Raw genomic sequence first — 18449 nt, forward strand, 5'->3', positions numbered from 1 at the left:
GCCTAGCGCAGCAGCAGGTTGGGCTGCAGCAGGTACTTGAAGTTGTCGCTCGCGGCGTCTTCGACGGAGGTCTGTGCCATCACCAGGATCGGGCTGAGCTTGTTCGCGTTGTCGCTCGACGTGAACGTGATGCGCGCGAACTCGCTCTTGACCGCTCCGAGCGCCTCGAGGAGGTACTGCGGGTTGAGGCCGAGCGTGACCTCGTCGCCGCCGGTCAGGGTCGCGTCGACGGATTCCGACGCGCGCGCCTGGTCGCCGCCAGCAGCGTCCATCGTGACCTCGTTCTGGCTGAACGTGAAGCGCAGCGGCGCCGACCGGTCGAGAACCAGCGCCACGCGGCGCACGGCCTCGGTGAGGTCGCTCGTCGATACGACGGCGTAGTGCCCGGTCTGCTCCGGGAACAGTCGCTGCACGGGCGGGAAGTTGCCCTTGATCAGCAGCGACGTCACGGTCTTGTTGCCGGCCGTGAACGCGATGATCTCGCGGTCGCCCTCGCCCGAGAATGCGATCGAGATGTTGCCGCCGTGGGCGAAGGTCTTGCCGACCTCGATCAGCGTGCGGGCCGGAACGAGCGCCTGGACCTCCTGCTGGCTGCCGTCCCAGTCGACCGTGCGCAGCGCGACGCGGTAGCGGTCGGTGGCCACGAGGCCGAGCGAATTCTCGCTGACGGCGAGCTGCACGCCCGTGAGCACGGGGGTGACGTCGTCGCGCGACGCGGCGAAGGCCACCTGGGCGATCGCGGTCGAGAAGTCTTCGCCGGGCACGACGCCCGACTGGCCCGTGACCTCGGGGATCGCCGGATATTCCTCGACCGGCATGGATGCCAGGGCGAAGCGCGCCGGACCGCATACGACGGCGACGTTGTTCTCGTCATCGGTCGAGATCTCGATCGGCGCGTTGGGCAGCCGGCTCGAGATGTCGTTCAGCAGGCGGCCGTGCACGAGGATCGTGCCGGGCTCGTCGATCGTCGCCTCGATCGTCGTACGGGCCGATGCCTCGTAGTCGAACGCAGACAGGGAGAGGGATCCGTCGGTGCCGGCCTCGATCAGCACGCCCGCGAGAATCGGCTGCGGGTTGCGCTGCGGCAGCAGCTTGACGACGAACGAGACCGCCTCGCTGAAGACGTCTCGGTTCACGTGGAACTTCACGTAGCTCTCCCTCAGATGCGTGTAGATCGATACGACACGCTCTTCGAAGAACGCAGATGTCGCGGGAACCCAATGCTAGTAGCTCATGGCCGCCCGAGTCGAAACTCGATCCGTGGTGGTGATTGGAGCGCCCTTGGATAAGAGAGATCTCTTAACAGCGTTAACAGCTGTGGAGAATGTGGATAACTCTGTGGATCCTAGAAGCGAGTAGGTAACTACATCGATGTCGTTTGTGGACGAGCTGCGGATGAGCGGTTCATACGTCGAAGGCCGGAGAATCGCTCCACACAGCGGGTTTCACAGCGGTGGCGCGTGTCGTGCACAGGGCGAATGGCGTGTCTCCACAGTTATCCACAAGTTATCCACAACGTGGAGAACTCTTAACAGCGACGGATCCGTGGGATGCGCACCGTGTGGAGAGTCTGGGGATAACTCAGCGCCGACCGAGCTGAGCCGTGATCTCCTGCACCTGGTTGTACAGCTGACGCTTCTCTTTCATGAGCTGCGTGATCTTCTTCGTCGCGTACATGACGGTCGTGTGATCGCGGCCGCCGAACAGCTGCCCGATCTTCGGCAGCGACAGGTTCGTGCGCTCGCGGCACAGGTACATCGCGATCTGGCGGGCCTGCGCGATGGCCTGGGCGCGGCCGGGCCCGTACAGGTCGTCGACCGTGATCTTGAAGTACGTCGCGGTCGCCTGGATGATGTCGGTCGGCGAGACCACCGTGTCTTCGGGCTTGTCCACGATGTCACGGAGCACGCCCTCGGCGAGCTCTCGGCTGACCTCGGAGCGGTTGAGGCTGGCGAACGCGGACACGCGGATCAGGGCGCCCTCGAGCTCGCGGATGTTCGTCGAGACGCGCGAGGCGATGTATTCGATGACGTCCTCGGGGATGTAGATCCGCTCGCTCGAGGCCTTCTTGCGAAGGATCGCGATGCGGGTCTCGAGGTCGGGCGCCTGCACATCGGTGATGAGGCCCCACTCGAAGCGCGAGCGCATGCGGTCCTCGAAGCCGGTGAGCAGTCGCGGCGCCACATCGCTCGTGATCACGACCTGCTTGTCGTGGTCGTGCAGCGTGTTGAACGTGTGGAAGAACGTCTCCTGCGTCTCGGCCTTGCCCTGCAGGAACTGGATGTCGTCGATCAACAGGATGTCGAGGTCGCGGTAGCGGGCGTTGAATGCGGCGCCGCGGTTGTTCGCGATCGAGTTGATGAAGTCGTTGGTGAATTCTTCGCTCGAGACGTAGCGCACGCGCACGCCGGGAAAGAGGTTCTGCGCGTAGTCGCCGATCGCGTGCAGCAGGTGGGTCTTGCCGAGGCCCGAGTCGCCGTAGATGAACAGCGGGTTGTAAGCCTTGGCGGGCGCCTCCGCGACGGCGACGGCCGCGGCATGCGCGAAGCGGTTCGACTGGCCGATGACGAAGTTGTCGAACGTGTACTTCGGGTTGAGGCGGGTCTCGCTGCGCGGCTGCGGGTGCGGCTGTTCGATCGGGCGCGACGAGCGATCCTGCTGGGGTTCCGGATCCGTCGCCAGCGGCGAGGCGTCGGGGATGTACGGCTGCTGCGCGAGCTCGGGGTTCGTGACGACGCGGAACGACGTGACGCTGTCGTCGCCCACGCGCGCGATCGCGTCCATGAGCGGCTCGCGCATGCGCTTGTTGAGCTGCCCGGCGGTGAGATCGTTCGGGACGTCGAGATAGAGGGATCCGCCCATAACGCCCTGCGGCACGGCGAGGCTCAGGAAGCCCTCGAGCTGCGGCGTGACGCGGTCGTCCTCCTTGAGCTCAGCGAGCACGAGACGCCAGATCGGAACGTCGGGAACGTCTGCCATCCGTCCGCCTCCTCTATTTTGCACAGCCTGTGGATAACTTGGATTACGCTAGTCAGGTCGGCGCGATGTCGCAAACCCCATTCGCCGAATCCGCGTGTCTTCGAGGTGAGATGTCGGCCCCTGTGGGGATACTGACAGGTTGTGCTCGCGGTTTGCGAGGATTTCGAATCTCGACGTAGACTGTTGCGGTTGACTTGTGCCCGCTGTGGGCATTTCTGAAATACGTCTCCGGCCCGTTGTTTTCCGGTGACACGAACCTCCCGGAGTGAGTATGAGCAAGCGCACTTTCCAGCCCAACAACCGTCGTCGCGCCCGTAAGCACGGCTTCCGTGCCCGCATGCGCACCCGCGCCGGCCGCGCGATCCTGAGCGCGCGCCGCGGCAAGGGCCGTACCGAGCTCTCCGCGTAGAGCACGAGCGGCACGTCGCACGTGCTCTCGCGATCGCAGCGCATCACCCGCGGCATCGACTATCGATCAGTCGTCCGTCGGGGCGCTCGTCGCGCGGGCGCGGTGCATGTGCTCCATGTCGTGGACACACACGAGGATCGGCTGCCCCGATTCGGTTTCATCGTGTCCAAGGCGGTCGGAAACGCTGTGACCCGCAACACCGTGCGGCGTCGCCTCAAGGCCATCTGCCTCGAGGCGACGCCGCAGGTGCGTCGGGGGGCCGACATCGTGATCCGCGCGCTTCCGGCATCGGCGACGTCGCCCTTCTCCGAGCTGCGGCACGATGTCGTCGGCAGTATCGAGCGCAAGGCGGCATCGTGAGCGTGCTTCCCGCGTCGGCCATGGGGTCGGCGCGGTTTCGCATACCTGAGCCGGCGCTGATCCCTCGCAATATCGGGATCCTCGCGATGACGGCGTACCGCGCCACGATCTCGAGGCTCTACGGCGACGTGTGTCGCTACTTCCCGTCGTGTTCCGCGTATGCGGTGACTGCGCTGCAGCAGCACGGCCTCGTGAGAGGATCGGGTATGGCCATCGCGAGGATCGCGAGGTGCCACCCGTGGGCTGCAGGCGGCGAAGACGATGTGCGTCTTCACTCTGTTTTCTCGTACGACCTGACTCCGCGCGGCTTTGTGATGTCGCGTCGAAAGGACTGACCCTCCGTGGGCGACTTCTTCGGAACAATCCTCTTCCCCATCCGCTGGGTGATCGAAGCGATCCTCGTCGGATGGCACTGGGTATGGACCACGCTGGGCCTGCCGGGCAACGGCGGTCTGTCCTGGGTGCTGTCCGTGCTCGGCGTCGTCGTCGTGGTGCGACTCGCGATCTTCCCGCTGTTCGTCAAGCAGATCAACAGCCAGCGGAAGATGATGGAACTCGGACCTCAGATGAAGAAGGTCCAAGAGAAGTACCGCGGCAAGAAGGATCAGCTGTCGCGCGAAGCGCAGATGCGCGAGACGCAGGCGCTGTACAAGAAGCACGGCACCTCTCCCGTTTCCGGATGTCTGCCGATGCTCGTGCAGATGCCGATCTTCCTGTCGCTGTTCTGGACGCTGCGCGACATCGCGACGTGGCACGCAGAGGGCCGGGGCGGGCTCAACAAGTGGCTCTTCACCCCCGAGAAGGTCAACGAGTTCGAAGACGCGATGCTGTTCGATATCGCGCCGCTGTCGAAGACGCTCGTCGACCACTTCCAGCACCCGATCGCCACCTCGACGGCCGCGATCGTGATGATGATCATCCTCGTCGGTCTCATGATCGCGACGCAGTTCACCACGCAGCTGCAGATCGTCTCGAAGAACCTCTCGCCCGAGGCGCGCCAGGGCCAGGCGTACCAGATGCAGCGCATCATGCTCTACGTCATCCCGTTCGCGATGATCTTCTCGGGCGTCTTCTTCCCGCTCGGCGTCGTGACGTACTGGTTCTTCAACAACCTCTGGACGATGGCGCAGCAGTTCTACATCATCCGCGAGAACCCCACCCCGGGATCCGAGGCCGCGAAGGCCCGCGAGGAGCGCGTTGCCAAGAAGGGCAAGCGCATCAACGCCAAGGGCAAGATCGTCTCGATCGAAGAGTACGAGCGCGAGCAGGCCGAGCTGGAGCGCCAGGTCGAGCTCGAGCGCCGCGCGAAGGCGAAGCGCGTGCAGCCGAAGAGCGCCAAGCGCGCCAAGAAGGACGCGCAGGTCGCGGCGGAGCAGAAGAAGAAGGATCCGGCTGGGCCGGCCGGTCCGGCGAAGAGTTCGCCCGATCCCGCGCCCGGAGCGGACAAGCCTGCGAACGGCGAGGGGAAGACCACATGACCACGGCAGACAGCACTCCGACCGCAGAGCAGCTCGAACGCGAGGGCGACGCGGCGGCCGACTTCATCGAGGGCCTGCTCGATATCGCCGACCTCGACGGCGACCTCGAGCTCGACGTGCGCCAGGGGCGCGCTTACGTCTCGGTCGAGAGCGACGACGAGTCGCTGAAGTCGCTCGCCGACCCGAACGTCGTGCAGGCGCTGCAGGAGCTCACTCGCCTCGCGGTGCAGCGAGAGACGGGCGAGTTCTCGCGCCTGATCCTCGACGTCGCGGGATCCCGTGACGCGCGCCGCGGCGAGCTCGGCGTGCTCGTCGACCAGGCGATCGCCCGCCTCGAGGACGGCGCATCTCAGGCGTCGCTGCCGGCGATGAGTTCGTACGAGCGCAAGATCATCCACGACATCGTCGCCGAGCGCGGGTACGTCTCGGAGTCGTATGGCGAGCGCGGCGACCGCCACACGGTGGTTCGCAGAGCGTGACCTCTCTTCTCGAGCAGGAGCCCGCGGCGGCCGGTGAGCTGTTCGGTGATCGCATCGACCTCGCGCGCCAGTTCGCCGGTGCGCTGGCCGAGCACGGTGAGCAGCGCGGCCTGATCGGCCCGCAGGAGCTGCCGCGGCTCTGGAACCGTCACATCCTGAATTCGGCGATCGCCGCACCGCTGTTTCCCGCGGGTCGCGTGGGCGACGTCGGATCCGGCGGGGGCCTGCCCGGCATCGTGCTCGCGATCGCGCGGCCCGATGTCGAGTGGATCCTCATCGAGCCCATGGAGCGCCGGTGCGCCTGGCTGAACGAGCAGGTCTCGTCGCTCGGCCTCGACAACGTCATCGTCGAGCGGGCGAGGGCCGAGGAGGCCGGTCGGTACGAGGGCATGCTCGACGCGGTGACCGCGCGCGCCGTTTCGGCGCTGCGCACGCTGATCCCCTGGACGGCGCCGCTCGCCAAGGACGGCGGCGAGCTGATCCTGTTGAAGGGCCAGAGCGTCGACGGTGAGATCGAGAAGGCCGCCAAGGTCATCCGCAAGCACAAGCTGACGAACTCGCGCGTCGAGATCATCGGTGAGGGCGTTATTGCCGAGCCCACCCGCGTGTTCCGGGCGGACGTTAGGGCGTAGCCGGCGCGCGGCTCGTTGCCGCGTTCACGGCCCGGGCGTCAGGCTCGCAGCGCCCTGCTGATCGCGCTCGTGAGTGCGGTGACCTGCACCCAGAGGGCGAGGCGCACGACGGGGCGCGCGACGAACCGGGTGAGGGGTGCGACGAGGCGCAGCGGGCGGGACGGGCCGGGGCCGCGCAGCCAGGCGAAGTGCACCGTGACCTGGGATCCGCCGGCGGCCTGTTCGATATCGACCGAGACGGATCGGCGGTTCGCGCGCGGAGCGTCGGGGAACCGCATCTCCCACGTGACATGGTGCGGGTGGTCGGCGGCGATGCGGTCGATGAGCTGACGCACCATCGTGGGTCGCCCCTTCAGGGCCTTGCCGTCGGGGGCGACGGTGCGGGTGGTGCCCTCCCACGCGCCGTGCGCCGGTCGCACGGCGATGAGGTTCATCTCCCAGTCGGGCAGTCGCTCCGGGCTGGATACGAGCTGCCAGACGTCCTCGACGCTCGCGGGCACGAACGCCGTGTGCGTGCGCGACAGACGCCCCTGTATGCGGGCATCGCGCGCGCGGATCCCCTCTGCGTCGTCCAGCCGCTCCGCGATCGCGGCGGGTGCGTGGCCGAGCCGCGTGAGGATGCCCTCGGCGGTGCCGCTCGGCTCGACGAGCAGCTCTCGGAGCACCGCCGTCGTGTCGCCGGACTTGCCGCGGCTGCCGGCGTCGGTGAGGAGCTTCAACGCGCGATCGGACCAGTCGGAGGCGCCCTGCTGAGGGAACCGGATGCGCGCCTCTTCCGGCATCTCCGCAGCGATTCCGAGGGAGGCGAGCTGGTCGCGATGCTGGCTCGCCACGGCGTCGCGCGCCGCGTCAAGGCGGATGCCCATGGCCCGCAGCACCTGCCCGGCCGTGCCGTCGTCGATGACGAGCGCGAGCAGCACGTGCTCGACGTCGATCTCGTGTGCGCTGAACCGCGAAGCCTCTTCGCTCGCGGCCATCGATAGGCCATAGCTGGTGGCGACGATCTGCCCGATCTTGCTCATGAGGTCCTCCGGGGGATGACGATTGCGGGGTCGATCCGTTTGGCGTACTTCTTGTGCACGGCCTGCCGCGTGACGCCGAGACCATCGGCGATCTGCTGCCAGGTCATCCCGGCGCGCAGCGCGGCCTCGACCTGGCGCAGCTCGAGCGCGTCGGCGAGTGCGCGCAGCGAGACGACGGCGCGCAGTCCGGCGCGCGGATCCGTCGTATCGGCGGCCGCTTGAGCCGTCTGGGTGGTGTTCATGTTGTCAACGTACATTGCTTATTGAGCTCGTGTCAAGCTGCGTTGCTGATTGAATGCGCGAGGACCGGGTGTGCGACGCTGAGGGGATGATTCGCGACGTCGAGCTGACCTATGCGGATCCGTGCGACGTTGCGGGCGTCTTCGCGTGGATGGTGCCGCGCGCGGTTGCGGGCGTCGAGGAGGCGTCGGAGGCGTGCTTCTCGCGCACGATCCGGCTGGAGGGCGGCCCGGCGTGGTTCCGGATTCGTCGTGATCGTCGGCTGATCCTCGATGTCGAAACGGCGAATCCCGGTGACGTCGACGGCCTCATCGCGCTCGTGCGACGCGTGTTCGACCTCGACACGGACGGGTCGATGGTCGACGCGACGCTGAGCGCGATTCCGGAGGTCTCTCCCCTGGTCGAGAGCGTGCCGGGCATCCGCGTTCCCGGAGCGGCGGATCCGTTCGAGATGCTGATCCGCGCGATGGTCGGCCAACAGATTTCCGTCGCTGCGGCACGCACGCACCTCTCGCGCCTGGCGGAGGAGGTGGGCGAGCGCGCGATGCTCGCCGGTCGCGAGCGGATCCTGTTCCCCACGGCGGCTGCGATCGCTGCGCGCGGGAGCGAGGTGCTGCGCGGCCCAGCGGCGCGCGTGAGGGCCATCGTGGGGGCCGCTGAGGCGGTCGTGAGCGGAGAACTGGTGATCGATGGATCCGTGTCGCGCGACGCCCTGCTCGCGCTGCCAGGCGTCGGCCCCTGGACTGCCGATTACCTGCGCATGCGTGTGGCGCGAGATGCGGACCTCGTGTTGACCGGCGACCTCGCCCTGCGGGCCGGCGCGGCCGCCGTCGGGATTCCATCGGATCCTCGCACTCTGGGTGAGTGGGCTGGGCGCGCGGCCCCGTGGAGGTCGTACTTGTCTGCGCACCTGTGGCGTCAGGCGCTTGTTGCACCAAAAGGAGATCGCGGATGACTCACGGGACGATCGACGTCGCTGAAACCGCCGACGGTCCCTTCACGATCGTCGCGGCGGACGATGGTGCGGTTCTCGGAGCAGGATGGAGCACCTCGGCTGACGACGTTCTTGCGCGGATCCATCCGACGCTGCGACCGGCCTCCGTGCGCGAGGGGTCGCTTGTCGCGGCGGATGCGGTGCGTGCGTATTACCAGGGCGATGCGGTGGCCGTCAGTACCGTCGAGGTACGGCAGCACGGCACCGTCCTGCAGGCGCGAGGGTGGAACGGCCTTCGGGAGATCCCGCCCGGCGAACCCGTGACGTACTCGGAGCTCGCCGATCACCTCGGACAGGACGCCGGAGCTGTGCGGGCGGTGGCGGCGGTGTGTGCGCGGAACGCTGCGGCGCTGTTCGTGCCGTGTCATCGGGTGCTGCGTGCTGACGGGTCGCTGGGCGGCTTCGCGTGGGGCCTCGAGGTGAAGCGATCGCTGCTCGCTCGCGAGGGTGCGCCCGGGTTCGCGGCACTCTTCTAATATGCTACAAGTGTAGAATAGGAGTTTCCACAGATCGACGACCGCCTGTGGATAACTCTCAGCGTCGCGGGTTGCGTTTCGCGACGGATCCGCGTAAACACGCGTGACGCCGTCCATGCAACGAGGGAGCGCATTGCGGAGTGCACCTGTGGATATCTATTGGTCGACGAGCGGCCGGACATCGCCGCGTAAACCGACAGCCATCATCCGTCCATGTGGGTGAACGATCTGGTGCGCGGTGTCTTGTCTCGCGGGAGCTCGGCACGGCAGGATGGATGACGCAGATGTTTCACGTGAAACTAAAGGCGGAGGACACCATGTACGAGACAGCTGAGGAACGGCAGCATCTTCAGGAAATGATGGAGCGGTCGCGGTCAGCGGCGACAGATCACCTGCAGGAGATTGTGACGCCGGATCATTCGCTGTCGGCTGAGGCGCTCCTCCCCCGCCTCGAGGGAATGAAGGTGTTGAGTCTCGCAACCGTGACGCGGCGAGGCGAGCCCCGCGTGAGCGCCGTGGACGGCCACTTCATCCATGGCGCGTGGACATTCGGAACGGACGGCCGATCGGCGAAGGCGCGGCACCTCGCTCATCGCCCCTCCGTGAGTGCCGCGTACATCGATGGAGAGAGGCTCGGGTTCTTCACCCACGGGATCGTGGAGCCGCTGGACGCCTCAGATGCGCAGTACGACGGGATCATCCAGCACTGGACGGCACACTACGGCAGTAGCCCGCTCTCGTGGGGCGAGGAGATTCGCATGTACCGGATCCGCCCGAGGTGGTGCGTCGCGTACGCGGGCGAGTGATGTTTCACGTGGAACGTTGGGTTGTATGAACTGAACTGCGCGGTCGTGGTGCGTGGGGTTGCGGTGGTGGTGGAGGAGCTAGGCAGCGGGCGCGATCTGGGGTTCTCGCGGCGGATCTGGGTGGTGAGGACAGTGATGGTGACTGTGCGTCGTCGTGCTGTGGTGAGGAGGGGTCTGTGCTTCTCGGGCGCACTCCCCCGCGGATGCGACCTGAGCTCACGTGACGCGGGCCGCGCTGGGTGGACCGTGTGGGCGGTGACGGCGGCGCGGGGCTGTGGGCGATGCGTCAGACCGCAACCCAGCCGATCACCTCGACCGGGGACACGAGCTGCGGATTGAGCTGCGGTGTGCCGGTGGTGGGTGTGAGGCCGGCGGTGATCGAGGCTGAATGCGGCAGGTCCCGTTCGTTATCGTCTCGGTGCCTCGAGCTGCAGTGAGCAGCGCCGCATCGGTGAGGCCGCACCGCGCGTGGGCCGACCCGTTCTGTAGGCCGACTCGCGGGCTACTGGTGCGAGCCCCTGCCAGCGATTCGGTCGTGTTCGGGACGCTGGCTCCGTGGATTCGGGGCGGTCACATTTCACGTGGAACATTGTCGGGACCGTAGGTATCCGGTCTCGTGACAGACATAGGCGTTGGAATGGTGCGGTCCGCCGTGCGATGTCACGCCTCCCCCCGACATTGTGGGCCGCTATCGCCTCTCGTGGTTGGGCGCCCGTCCCTCAGACGTCGCGCGCGGTCTGTGGTCGGAGCGCGGATCCTCGAGTGGTGTGCTGACCGCGGCACGGTCGCCGAGATCGACCACCCTATCGACAGTACTCGCGGCACCGTGTTCTACGTGGAGAATGTGAAGAGGAACGCAGACGGTCGGCTTCGTCGCATCCTGAACGCTGCCTGGCCGCCCGTTGTCGCCGTTGGAGGACCCCGGGTGAGTGCCGCGTGTGCTGTCACTCGCACGCGGCGCTGAGGATTCCGGCTCGCTGCCGTGCGTGACGCCGCGTGCGTGTGCGGAGCCTTTGTGGCCCGGGTCTGGCGCGTGGCACCGCCGACATGGGACGTTTCACGTGAAACGTCTTCGGCAATTGTCAGCCGACGCCCTCAACTGCGTCGAAGGCTGATGTGCGGCAGTGGAGCCCGGCCGCGACGGCTGTAGGTGGCGCGCGGGAGGTCGACGGATGCGTGGCCTGGCGGACACGTGCCCGGTCGAGCGGCATCGCGCGGCAGGTATGCGCTCGGGGGTCCGTCGGTCCGCGGCGGCAGGTCGTCGCTGTAGAGACCGAGGGTGTTTCACGTGAAACATCTAGGACGGATGGGCGCTCGTTGCTCCGCGGTACATACGGGGTGGGCGCGTCCCGCTCCCCCGGCGTGGGAGTCCCACACGACTGCGTGTTCGCCGGTAGACCCGAGCTGGGTGCCCGGACGTGCCAGCGGCGACGCGTCGGCGCGTGGCTGCGTGGACTGCACGGCCCCGTGCCTGATGCACCACGCGACAATCGGCACCGCAGGCCGAGGTGTTTCACGTGAAGCATCGTGATGGCCGGATGTAGATTGGCTAGCCTCGTCTGCGTCACTTGCTCGATGAATGTGCTCTGCGAACCGGTAGGCGAGTGCGACGGCGGAGCCCTGTGCTGCGTCGGCGTCTTGGCATTGTTCTCCTCAGTGCCAGAGCCTTACCGGGCTGCAACTGGCGGCGCTTCGTCCACGCCGAGACGCGCTTGTCGGCCAGGGCCCGTCTGCGATGCTTGTTCCGGGCAACCAGGCGGAGCCCGCTCGCTGTTTTTGCCATTGCTGGCCGACTGTTTGCGCCGCATAGGGTGGTGGGCCTCGGTCGGTCGGGGACAACCGAAGAAGTGAGCAATCGCGCAGTCAGGCCGTCACGGGACGCGTCGGCGCGTGGTAAGGCCCGTGTTCGTGTGCTTCGACGTAGGTGTTTCGACTGTCCGATAGGCCATAACCCACGCCGATGTTTCACGTGAAACACGCGCGAGCGTGGCACACTGCGTGTGCGCAGCAGTCGCCCGGGTGGCGTCAGCCAGCCCGCCCCGTGTGGCCTGACGCGACCTCGGTACGAAGGGCTCGGTCTGCTGCGGTCGGGAAGGGTGTTCGCGGAGGCACAAGAGCACTGTTAACGGCAAGAACGTGTCGCTGTGGCTGCCGGTGTGAATGAGGGAGCTGGCGCACCGAAATCGATTCGCAACGCACACACGGTCGATGTTTCACGTGAAACAACGTGGGGAAGGGCAGCGCGTATGTCCGCCGCGATGACGCTGGTGACGAGCGTGTGCTAGGCATAGGACGGCGTAGTCCTTAGTCGAGCACACGTCGACACGGGTGCGGCCGCTTTGTGTTGCGCCGAGCGGAGTCGTGAAGCGTGGACTGTATAGGCCGTACGGGTGTAGTCGATTTGCGCGTGGGTGGTGGGCGTGCGGATAGGTCATGGCAGTCGTAAGGGTGCTATCAAGGCGTCTGCTCGCAGTGTGTTTCACGTGAAACGCGCGTGTGCATGCCGCGTAGACGCGCTTGCCAGGCAATCGGGGTCGAGGTGGGACAGCCCGCCGATGGTGAGTGCGCCCGCGCGCGGGCCTGGCGATTCAGGTAGGGAGAGCGTTTCACGTGAAACATCGCACGGGGGAGTGCGCCGCGACTCGTGCTCTGTCTGCGCGCGTCACGGGCACTGAGTCGCGCGTGAGGCGGGCTCCAAACGGATGAGCGTGTAGGTACGCGGGTTGTTCCGGAGGAGAGATCGCGCCAACTAGGCGCAGCTCGTAGCCGTTGGCAAGGGGGTCGTTCCGGGAATCATGGGTAGCTCGTTTCACGTGAAACACACACGCAGCGAGCGGCGCACCTGTCGAGTTACGCATGCAGGAATGTGGCGATGCCTCGGCGTGAACGGCCTGCCTGGTGCCTGGTGCCTGATACCTGGCCGTCCGACGCCTGCCATGTGTTACAGCTGGAGAGGCTCACGAACGTCATCGGAGTGCGCCCGCGTAGACGCGCTTCAGCCGGCTCGAAGTCAGTCTGGAATGTGTGCGTGCCGCACGGCGCCACTGTGCCACGGCGGTTCGTCGTGCGTCATTCGTGGGTCGGCCCGCCCGTGGCTCTCCGAGCGCGTTTGGGAGCCATGCGCAACGCGGTCCTGTGATCTGACGCGGGGCACGGCTGGCTGTGCCCGGGATTTCCGCGGCACGTAGGTGGATATGGACTCGTGCCTGGTGATCTGTCTGGCGCTCGTTATTCGTTGATGCGAGCTGAATGCGGTGCGCTGGCACAGACCCCTTAGTGATGTGCATTCCGGAGATGGGCTGAGTGAGTCACGTCGTGTTGCTTCGTGCTCTCGAAGCGGAGCCCGCCGTGAGGGCAACCGGTAGCCGCCTGATCGTCGTCTCGCGCGTTGGACGGGCGCGTGGGCGGTGGCTTCGTACGTCGCGTTCGCGACAACGGTTGGGGAGTGTTTCACGTGAAACATCCTCTCGGTGACGCGTGGTCGGAGTGACACATGCCGAGTTGGCCTGCGTCTCGATCGCGCATCTGATCGGGAAGATTGCGCGCTACCGCTGTTCCAAAGCCCCAGTAGTCAGTGGCGTTGGTGGAGGCCGGTGCGCTCTCGTGTTTCACGTGAAACGCTCGCGGGTGAGTGGCGTTGTGTGGCGGGGCGGAAATCGGTGAGAGTCGGTGCGGTGTTTCGCGCCACCGATTGCATTGATCGATGCTCGCTGCAGTGCGCCTGCGTGGAGCTATTCATTGCCCTGATTACGGCGATGGTGTGCATTCGGCTTGATTGTTCGGTGTTAAGTGCGCGTAGCCGCGCGGGTAAGGGGAACTTGGGGATCTGAAGACGTGATGGGAGATGTTTCACGTGAAACCCCGCGTGAGGCCTACGCGGGTCGGCGTTCGTGATGATTGTCGACGCGTGCTGATTGCTGCCGGCAGGCCGATTGGAGCGCGTATCTGAATGAGTCGTCTCGTGGGCGTTGGAGGGCAGGTCTTCTCGAGGAGCGCCCTAGGTTAAAGGGGTGGGGAGAGGTGAGCGGCGCGGCCCCGAAAGTCCCGCAACACGACCGATGTTTCACGTGGAACACGGTGCGCGTTCTCGAGATGAACCAGTAGGCTAGAAAGGTCGAGCCCGGGACCGAAAGGACGCGCGTGAGCCATCACCCCAGCGATATCGCTGCTGCCTTCGATGACAGCCCGATCATGCGTCAGCTGCACGATCTGGGCGGTCGCCGCAGGCGACTCGAGGACGTCGAGATCGAGTTCACCGGTCAGACCCGAGTGCTGACGGTGTCGAACCAGAAGGGTGGCGTCGGAAAGACGACCACCACCGTTAACACCGCCGCCGCCATCGCCGCGCTCGGCGGGCGCGTTCTGGTCATCGACCTCGACCCCCAGGGCAACGCGTCGACGGCGCTCGGCATCCCGCACAGCGCCGACACGACCAGCATCTACGACGTGCTCATCAACGACGTCTCGATCGCCGACGCCGTGCAGCAGAGCCCCGAGAGCGACAACCTGTTCTGCGTGCCGAGCACGATCCACCTCGCGGGCGCGGAGATCGAGCTCGTCTCGCAGGTCGCCCGCGAGAAGCGCCTCGACACCGCGCTGCGCGAGTACCTCGACGGTCTCGAGCAGCCCATGGACTTCGTCTTCATCGACTGCCCCCCGTCACTCGGCCTGCTGACGATCAACGCCTTCAGCGCGTCTGACGAGGTGTTCCTGCCGATCCAAGCAGAATATTACGCCCTCGAAGGCCTCAGTCAGCTGCTGGGCAACGTGAAGATGATCCAGAAGCACCTCAACACGCGTCTTCGGGTCTCCACGATTCTGCTGACGATGTTCGATGGCCGCACGCGGCTCTCGCAGCAGGTGGCCGACGAGGTGCGCCAGCACTTCCCGGATGAGGTGCTGCAGACGATGATTCCGCGCTCGGTGCGCGTGTCCGAGGCTCCGAGCTTCGGACAGACCGTTATATCGTACGATGGATCCTCAGCGGGAGCGATCGCGTACAAGGAGGCCGCTGTGGAGATCGTGAAGCGCGGGGCTCCGCGCAGGAAAGGGCGAAAGTAATGGCGACCAAGCGCACGGGCCTCGGCCGGGGCATCGGGGCACTCATTCCGACGGGATCCGAATCGAAGGGTCGCCCGAGTGATGTGTTCTTCGTGGGTGCGGGCCTTCCCGAGCCCACGTCTCCGGTGAAGACGGAGGAGGCGCAGCCCAAGCCCGCCGCCAAGAAGACGGCAGCGAAGACTGCAACGAAGGCACCCGCGAAGAGCTCAGCCACGAAGGCGCCGACGAAGAGCGCGCCGAAGGCCACCGTAGCGACCGCAGCGAAAAAGGCCGCGACCACGAAGTCGGCAACTGCGAAGCTGGCGACCACGAAGGCCACGGCCACCAAGACTGCGCCCACCCAGACCACCGCCGACGAAGCCCCGGCGACAACGGCAGCCGCGACGCCCGCCGCGAACAAGACCCCGGCGCGCAAGTCGCCGGCGCGCAAGTCCGTCCCGAGGCCCGACGCCCGTCCGGCATCGAGCGTCGAAGCACCGTCGGTCCCCGAAACGCCGTCGACAACCGCGGATGCGGTCGAGTCGGCTCCCGAGCCGCAGCTCGCGGAGGTTCCCGGGATCCGTCTCGTGCACATCGATCCGCACAAGATCGTGCCGAACCCGCGCCAGCCGCGCACCCTCTTCGACTCGGACGACCTCGCCGAACTGGTGCACTCGGTTCGCGAGTTCGGCGTGCTGCAGCCCGTCGTCGTGCGCGACAAGAAGGATGGCACGTACGAGCTCATCATGGGTGAGCGCCGCACCCGCGCCTCGCGTGAGGCTGGCCTCGAAGAGATCCCGGCGATCATCCGCGAGACTGCGGACGAGAACCTGCTCCGCGATGCGCTGCTGGAGAACATCCATCGCGCCGAGCTGAACGCCCTCGAAGAGGCGTCGGCCTACCAGCAGCTGATCAACGATTTCGGCATCACGCAGGATCAGCTCGCCGACCGCATCGGCCGCTCCCGCCCGCAGATCTCCAACACGATCCGTCTCCTGCGGCTGCCTGAGGCCGTTCAGCAGCGCGTTGCGGCCGGGGTGCTCACCGCGGGCCACGCGCGCGCCGTTCTCGCTCTGGACGGCGACGTAGCGGCGATGCAGAGGCTCGCCGACAAGATCGTCGATGAGGAGCTCTCGGTTCGCGCTGCCGAGGCCGCCGCGAAGCGCGTGCTCGAGGCCGGCGAGAAGACCACTCCCGCACCGAAGCCCAAGCAGGGTGCTCGCCGGGCGTACCTCGACGAGGTCTCGGAAAAGCTCGGCGACCGGCTCAACACGAAGGTCAAGATCGATCTCACGGCCCGCCGCGGCGCGCTCAAGATCAGCTTCGCGACGATCCAGGACCTCAACCGCATCCTCGGCGAGCTCGGCGAGACCGGCTACGAGCAGTAGTCGCCCAACCGGCGGGAAGTAGCCTGGAGGGGTGACTTCTTCCGCTGATCCGCTGCTGCCCCGACGCGCGAGCGTCGAGGTGCTCCGCGCCGAGGCCGAAGACGAGCTGTCGAGCCTGAAGCTCGAGCGGCTGCGGGCCGGCGAGGATCCGTGGGACTTCATGGAAGACCTGCCGACCGTCGACGAGCTCGTCGTCTTCACGCTGCGCGCTGAACACATCGAGGCGGATGGCGGCCTGCGGCCCACGCACGCCCGTAATCAGCGGCTGCTGCGCATCATCGCGGGTCAATACCCGGATCTCGCCCCCGCGGTGCAGAAGATGCTCTCCTCCGAGAACACCCACCGACGCTGGGATTCGGTCGTCCGCGAGCTCTGAGCGCGAAGAAGCCCGCCCGGAGATCCGGACGGGCTTCTTGAAAGCTTCTTACTTGAGGAACTCGGCGAGGTCCTGCTCGAGGGCCTGCTTCGGTTTGGCGCCGATGATGGTCGTCGCGACCTCGCCGCCCTTGAAGACCTTCATCGCCGGGATCGAAGTGATCTGGTACTTCATCGCAAGGTCAGGGTTCTCGTCGACGTTGAGCTTGACGATCGTGATCTTGTCGGCGTTCTCCGACTGGATCTCGTCGAGCACGGGCGAGACCATGCGGCACGGGCCGCACCACTCGGCCCAGAAGTCGACGAGCACGGGGCCGTCAGCCTTCAGGACATCCTGCTCGAACGTGGCTGAGGTGGTTGCCTGAGCGGTCATAGTGTTCTCCTTGTTCAGACTGCTGCGAGGGCCGGCTCGACGTCGCCGAGGGCCGCGATGTAATGTTCGGCGTCGAGCGCCGCAACGGTGCCGCTCGCGGCAGCCGTGACGGCCTGACGGTACGTGGGGTCGATGACGTCGCCCGCGGCGAAGACACCGGGAACCGAGGTGCGCGACGAGCGGCCCTCGACCGCGATCGTGCCCTCGGAGGTCAGCTCGAGCTTGTCGTGCACGAGGTGGGTGCGCGGGTCGTTTCCGATCGCGACGAACAGGCCATCGAGCGCCAGCTCGCGCTTCTCGCCCGTGACAGTGTCGTTCAGCACGACGCCCGTGAGCCCGCTCGCGCCCTGGATCTCAGCGATCTCGCTGTTCCAGATGACCTCGATCTTCTCGTTGTCGAACGCGCGCTGCTGCATGATCTTCGACGCGCGGAACTCGTCGCGGCGGTGGACGATGTACACCTTCGAGGCGAACTTCGTAAGGAAGGTGGCCTCCTCCATCGCCGAGTCGCCGCCGCCGACGACCGCGATCGTCTTGTCGCGGAAGAAGAACCCATCGCACGTCGCGCACCACGAGATGCCGTGGCCGGACAGCTCGTCCTCGCGCGGGAGGTTCAGCTTGCGATACGCGGATCCCGTCGCGAAGATGACGCTGCGCGCCTCGAGCACGTCGCCGGATCCGAGGGTCACCTTCTTGATCGGGCCCGCGAGGTCGAGCTCGGCCGCGTCGTCGTATACGACCTCGGTCTCGAACCGCTCGGCCTGCTGCTGCATCTTGGTCATGAGGTCGGGGCCCATCACGGCCTCCGGGAAGCCCGGGTAGTTCTCGACCTCGGTCGTGTTCATCAGCTCGCCGCCGACCTCGACCTGGCTCGCCACGACGACCGGCTTCAGGTCGGCGCGCGCAGTGTAGATCGCGGCCGTCCAGGCTGCGGGGCCGGATCCGATGATGATGACGTCTCGCACGGTGAGGTGCCTCCCTAGGCGTATGTCTGACTGCTACAACCTATGGTACGGCGCGCGTATTCCCCCGGCTCGTCTCTTAGCCTGGATCCACCGATTGAGGGTGAGTTGGGGTCGGCGCGTTAAACGGAGAATGCCTGTCTGATCAGGGATAATTGTTCTTACCACAGAGGCAATTGAACCTGAAAAGAGAGGCATCTCGCAGATGCAAGTTTCTCACGCCGCACGGTCTGCTGTCGCATCGTTCGATGATCCGAATATCGTGTCGGCTGCGGGCCTGGTCCCGATCGCCCGTCTCGCGGAGAAGGCGGGTCTTCGGCGCCTTGCCGATCGGTGGTTGAGTGTTCCGACTGACAAGGGCGCGAACGCCGGGTCGAAGGTCGCTTCGCTGGTGGCCGGGATGGTCGCGGGCGCGGATTCGATCGATGACATGGCG

The 18449-nt window shown here is 66.3% G+C and carries 18 protein-coding genes and 1 pseudogene; 13 read left to right on the forward strand and 6 right to left on the reverse strand.

Annotated features, from left to right (window positions below; all coding sequences use genetic code 11):
- Window positions 1-2 precede the first annotated feature (2 nt).
- The gene (gene dnaN / locus G510_RS0111015) at window positions 3-1148 is read right to left on the reverse strand and encodes a DNA polymerase III subunit beta (protein ID WP_029153674.1); all 1146 of its coding nucleotides are present in this window, start codon (window positions 1146-1148) and stop codon (window positions 3-5) included.
- 433 nt (window positions 1149-1581) lie between these two features.
- Window positions 1582-2979 carry a chromosomal replication initiator protein DnaA gene (gene dnaA / locus G510_RS0111020; RefSeq protein ID WP_029153675.1) on the reverse strand — a complete coding sequence of 466 codons (1398 nt, stop codon included), beginning with the start codon at window positions 2977-2979 and terminating at the stop codon, window positions 1582-1584.
- Window positions 2980-3250: 271 nt separating this feature from the next.
- Between dnaA and rpmH the strand changes: the two genes are divergently transcribed.
- Genes rpmH through rsmG form a run of 6 tightly spaced genes read left to right on the forward strand, consistent with a single transcriptional unit; the run spans window position 3251 to window position 6337 of the window.
- Window positions 3251-3388: a 50S ribosomal protein L34 gene (rpmH, locus tag G510_RS0111025; protein ID WP_029153676.1), complete on the forward strand. Its 138-nt coding sequence runs from the start codon at window positions 3251-3253 to the stop codon at window positions 3386-3388.
- Window positions 3389-3409: 21 nt separating this feature from the next.
- On the forward strand, window positions 3410-3748 hold the full coding sequence (gene rnpA / locus G510_RS0111030; RefSeq protein ID WP_029153677.1) for a ribonuclease P protein component: 339 nt from the start codon (window positions 3410-3412) through the stop codon (window positions 3746-3748).
- A 20-nt stretch (window positions 3749-3768) separates the two neighbouring features.
- Window positions 3769-4083, forward strand: coding sequence for a membrane protein insertion efficiency factor YidD (yidD, locus tag G510_RS0111035; RefSeq protein ID WP_036322960.1), 315 nt, complete (start codon window positions 3769-3771; stop codon window positions 4081-4083).
- A gap of 6 nt (window positions 4084-4089) precedes the next feature.
- The gene (yidC, locus tag G510_RS16570) at window positions 4090-5226 is read left to right on the forward strand and encodes a membrane protein insertase YidC (protein WP_051216692.1); all 1137 of its coding nucleotides are present in this window, start codon (window positions 4090-4092) and stop codon (window positions 5224-5226) included.
- Window positions 5223-5705, forward strand: coding sequence for a Jag family protein (locus G510_RS0111045; RefSeq protein WP_029153679.1), 483 nt, complete (start codon window positions 5223-5225; stop codon window positions 5703-5705). Before yidC ends, G510_RS0111045 begins: the two co-directional genes overlap by 4 nt.
- The gene (rsmG, locus tag G510_RS0111050; protein ID WP_029153680.1) at window positions 5702-6337 is read left to right on the forward strand and encodes a 16S rRNA (guanine(527)-N(7))-methyltransferase RsmG; all 636 of its coding nucleotides are present in this window, start codon (window positions 5702-5704) and stop codon (window positions 6335-6337) included. The genes G510_RS0111045 and rsmG overlap by 4 nt, the downstream gene beginning before the upstream one ends.
- A 38-nt stretch (window positions 6338-6375) precedes the next feature.
- Here rsmG and G510_RS0111055 read toward each other — a convergent pair whose 3' ends face one another.
- A complete protein-coding gene (locus G510_RS0111055) occupies window positions 6376-7359 on the reverse strand; it encodes an SRPBCC family protein (protein ID WP_029153681.1) in 984 nt (327 codons plus the stop codon).
- The gene (locus G510_RS0111060; RefSeq protein WP_029153682.1) at window positions 7356-7601 is read right to left on the reverse strand and encodes a hypothetical protein; all 246 of its coding nucleotides are present in this window, start codon (window positions 7599-7601) and stop codon (window positions 7356-7358) included. The genes G510_RS0111055 and G510_RS0111060 overlap by 4 nt, the downstream gene beginning before the upstream one ends.
- An 86-nt stretch (window positions 7602-7687) precedes the next feature.
- On the opposite strand from G510_RS0111060, the gene G510_RS16575 reads away from it, so the two are divergent.
- The 6 genes from G510_RS16575 (at window position 7688) to G510_RS0111095 (ending at window position 16679) form a co-directional block, all read left to right on the forward strand.
- On the forward strand, window positions 7688-8554 hold the full coding sequence (locus tag G510_RS16575) for a DNA-3-methyladenine glycosylase family protein (RefSeq protein ID WP_051216693.1): 867 nt from the start codon (window positions 7688-7690) through the stop codon (window positions 8552-8554).
- The gene (locus G510_RS0111070; RefSeq protein WP_029153683.1) at window positions 8551-9069 is read left to right on the forward strand and encodes a methylated-DNA--[protein]-cysteine S-methyltransferase; all 519 of its coding nucleotides are present in this window, start codon (window positions 8551-8553) and stop codon (window positions 9067-9069) included. The genes G510_RS16575 and G510_RS0111070 overlap by 4 nt, the downstream gene beginning before the upstream one ends.
- A gap of 275 nt (window positions 9070-9344) precedes the next feature.
- On the forward strand, window positions 9345-9875 hold the full coding sequence (locus G510_RS0111075; protein WP_245563321.1) for a pyridoxamine 5'-phosphate oxidase family protein: 531 nt from the start codon (window positions 9345-9347) through the stop codon (window positions 9873-9875).
- A gap of 4191 nt (window positions 9876-14066) precedes the next feature.
- Window positions 14067-14936 carry a ParA family protein gene (locus tag G510_RS0111080; RefSeq protein WP_051216695.1) on the forward strand — a complete coding sequence of 290 codons (870 nt, stop codon included), beginning with the start codon at window positions 14067-14069 and terminating at the stop codon, window positions 14934-14936.
- A gap of 299 nt (window positions 14937-15235) precedes the next feature.
- A complete protein-coding gene (locus tag G510_RS17980; protein WP_342664732.1) occupies window positions 15236-16303 on the forward strand; it encodes a ParB/RepB/Spo0J family partition protein in 1068 nt (355 codons plus the stop codon).
- Between the two features lie 31 nt (window positions 16304-16334).
- Window positions 16335-16679: a hypothetical protein gene (locus G510_RS0111095; RefSeq protein ID WP_051216694.1), complete on the forward strand. Its 345-nt coding sequence runs from the start codon at window positions 16335-16337 to the stop codon at window positions 16677-16679.
- A gap of 48 nt (window positions 16680-16727) precedes the next feature.
- On the opposite strand, the gene trxA is transcribed toward G510_RS0111095, so the two are convergent.
- Together trxA and trxB are read right to left on the reverse strand one after the other, a co-directional pair.
- Window positions 16728-17051, reverse strand: coding sequence for a thioredoxin (gene trxA, locus G510_RS0111100; protein ID WP_029153687.1), 324 nt, complete (start codon window positions 17049-17051; stop codon window positions 16728-16730).
- A 14-nt stretch (window positions 17052-17065) separates the two neighbouring features.
- Entirely contained in the window at window positions 17066-18016 is a 951-nt protein-coding gene (trxB, locus tag G510_RS0111105) for a thioredoxin-disulfide reductase (RefSeq protein WP_029153688.1), read from the reverse strand.
- Between the two features lie 202 nt (window positions 18017-18218).
- On the opposite strand from trxB, the pseudogene G510_RS18700 reads away from it, so the two are divergent.
- Window positions 18219-18449: pseudogene (locus G510_RS18700) on the forward strand (IS1380 family transposase); the annotation flags it as partial.

The sequence above is a fragment of the Microbacterium gubbeenense DSM 15944 genome, from assembly GCF_000422745.1.
Taxonomy (GTDB): domain Bacteria; phylum Actinomycetota; class Actinomycetes; order Actinomycetales; family Microbacteriaceae; genus Microbacterium; species Microbacterium gubbeenense.

Excerpts from the sequence above, each read along its gene's own strand:
- dnaA (WP_029153675.1), bottom strand. The coding sequence starts at position 2,979 with ATGGCAGACGTTCCCGACGTTCCGATCTGGCGTCTCGTGCTCGCTGAG.
- rpmH (WP_029153676.1), top strand. The coding sequence starts at position 3,251 with ATGAGCAAGCGCACTTTCCAGCCCAACAACCGTCGTCGCGCCCGTAAG.
- yidD (WP_036322960.1), top strand. The coding sequence starts at position 3,769 with ATGGGGTCGGCGCGGTTTCGCATACCTGAGCCGGCGCTGATCCCTCGC.
- G510_RS0111045 (WP_029153679.1), top strand. The coding sequence starts at position 5,223 with ATGACCACGGCAGACAGCACTCCGACCGCAGAGCAGCTCGAACGCGAG.
- G510_RS0111055 (WP_029153681.1), bottom strand. The coding sequence starts at position 7,359 with ATGAGCAAGATCGGGCAGATCGTCGCCACCAGCTATGGCCTATCGATG.
- G510_RS0111060 (WP_029153682.1), bottom strand. The coding sequence starts at position 7,601 with ATGAACACCACCCAGACGGCTCAAGCGGCCGCCGATACGACGGATCCG.
- G510_RS16575 (WP_051216693.1), top strand. The coding sequence starts at position 7,688 with ATGATTCGCGACGTCGAGCTGACCTATGCGGATCCGTGCGACGTTGCG.
- G510_RS0111070 (WP_029153683.1), top strand. The coding sequence starts at position 8,551 with ATGACTCACGGGACGATCGACGTCGCTGAAACCGCCGACGGTCCCTTC.
- G510_RS0111075 (WP_245563321.1), top strand. The coding sequence starts at position 9,345 with ATGACGCAGATGTTTCACGTGAAACTAAAGGCGGAGGACACCATGTAC.
- G510_RS0111080 (WP_051216695.1), top strand. The coding sequence starts at position 14,067 with ATGCGTCAGCTGCACGATCTGGGCGGTCGCCGCAGGCGACTCGAGGAC.
- trxA (WP_029153687.1), bottom strand. The coding sequence starts at position 17,051 with ATGACCGCTCAGGCAACCACCTCAGCCACGTTCGAGCAGGATGTCCTG.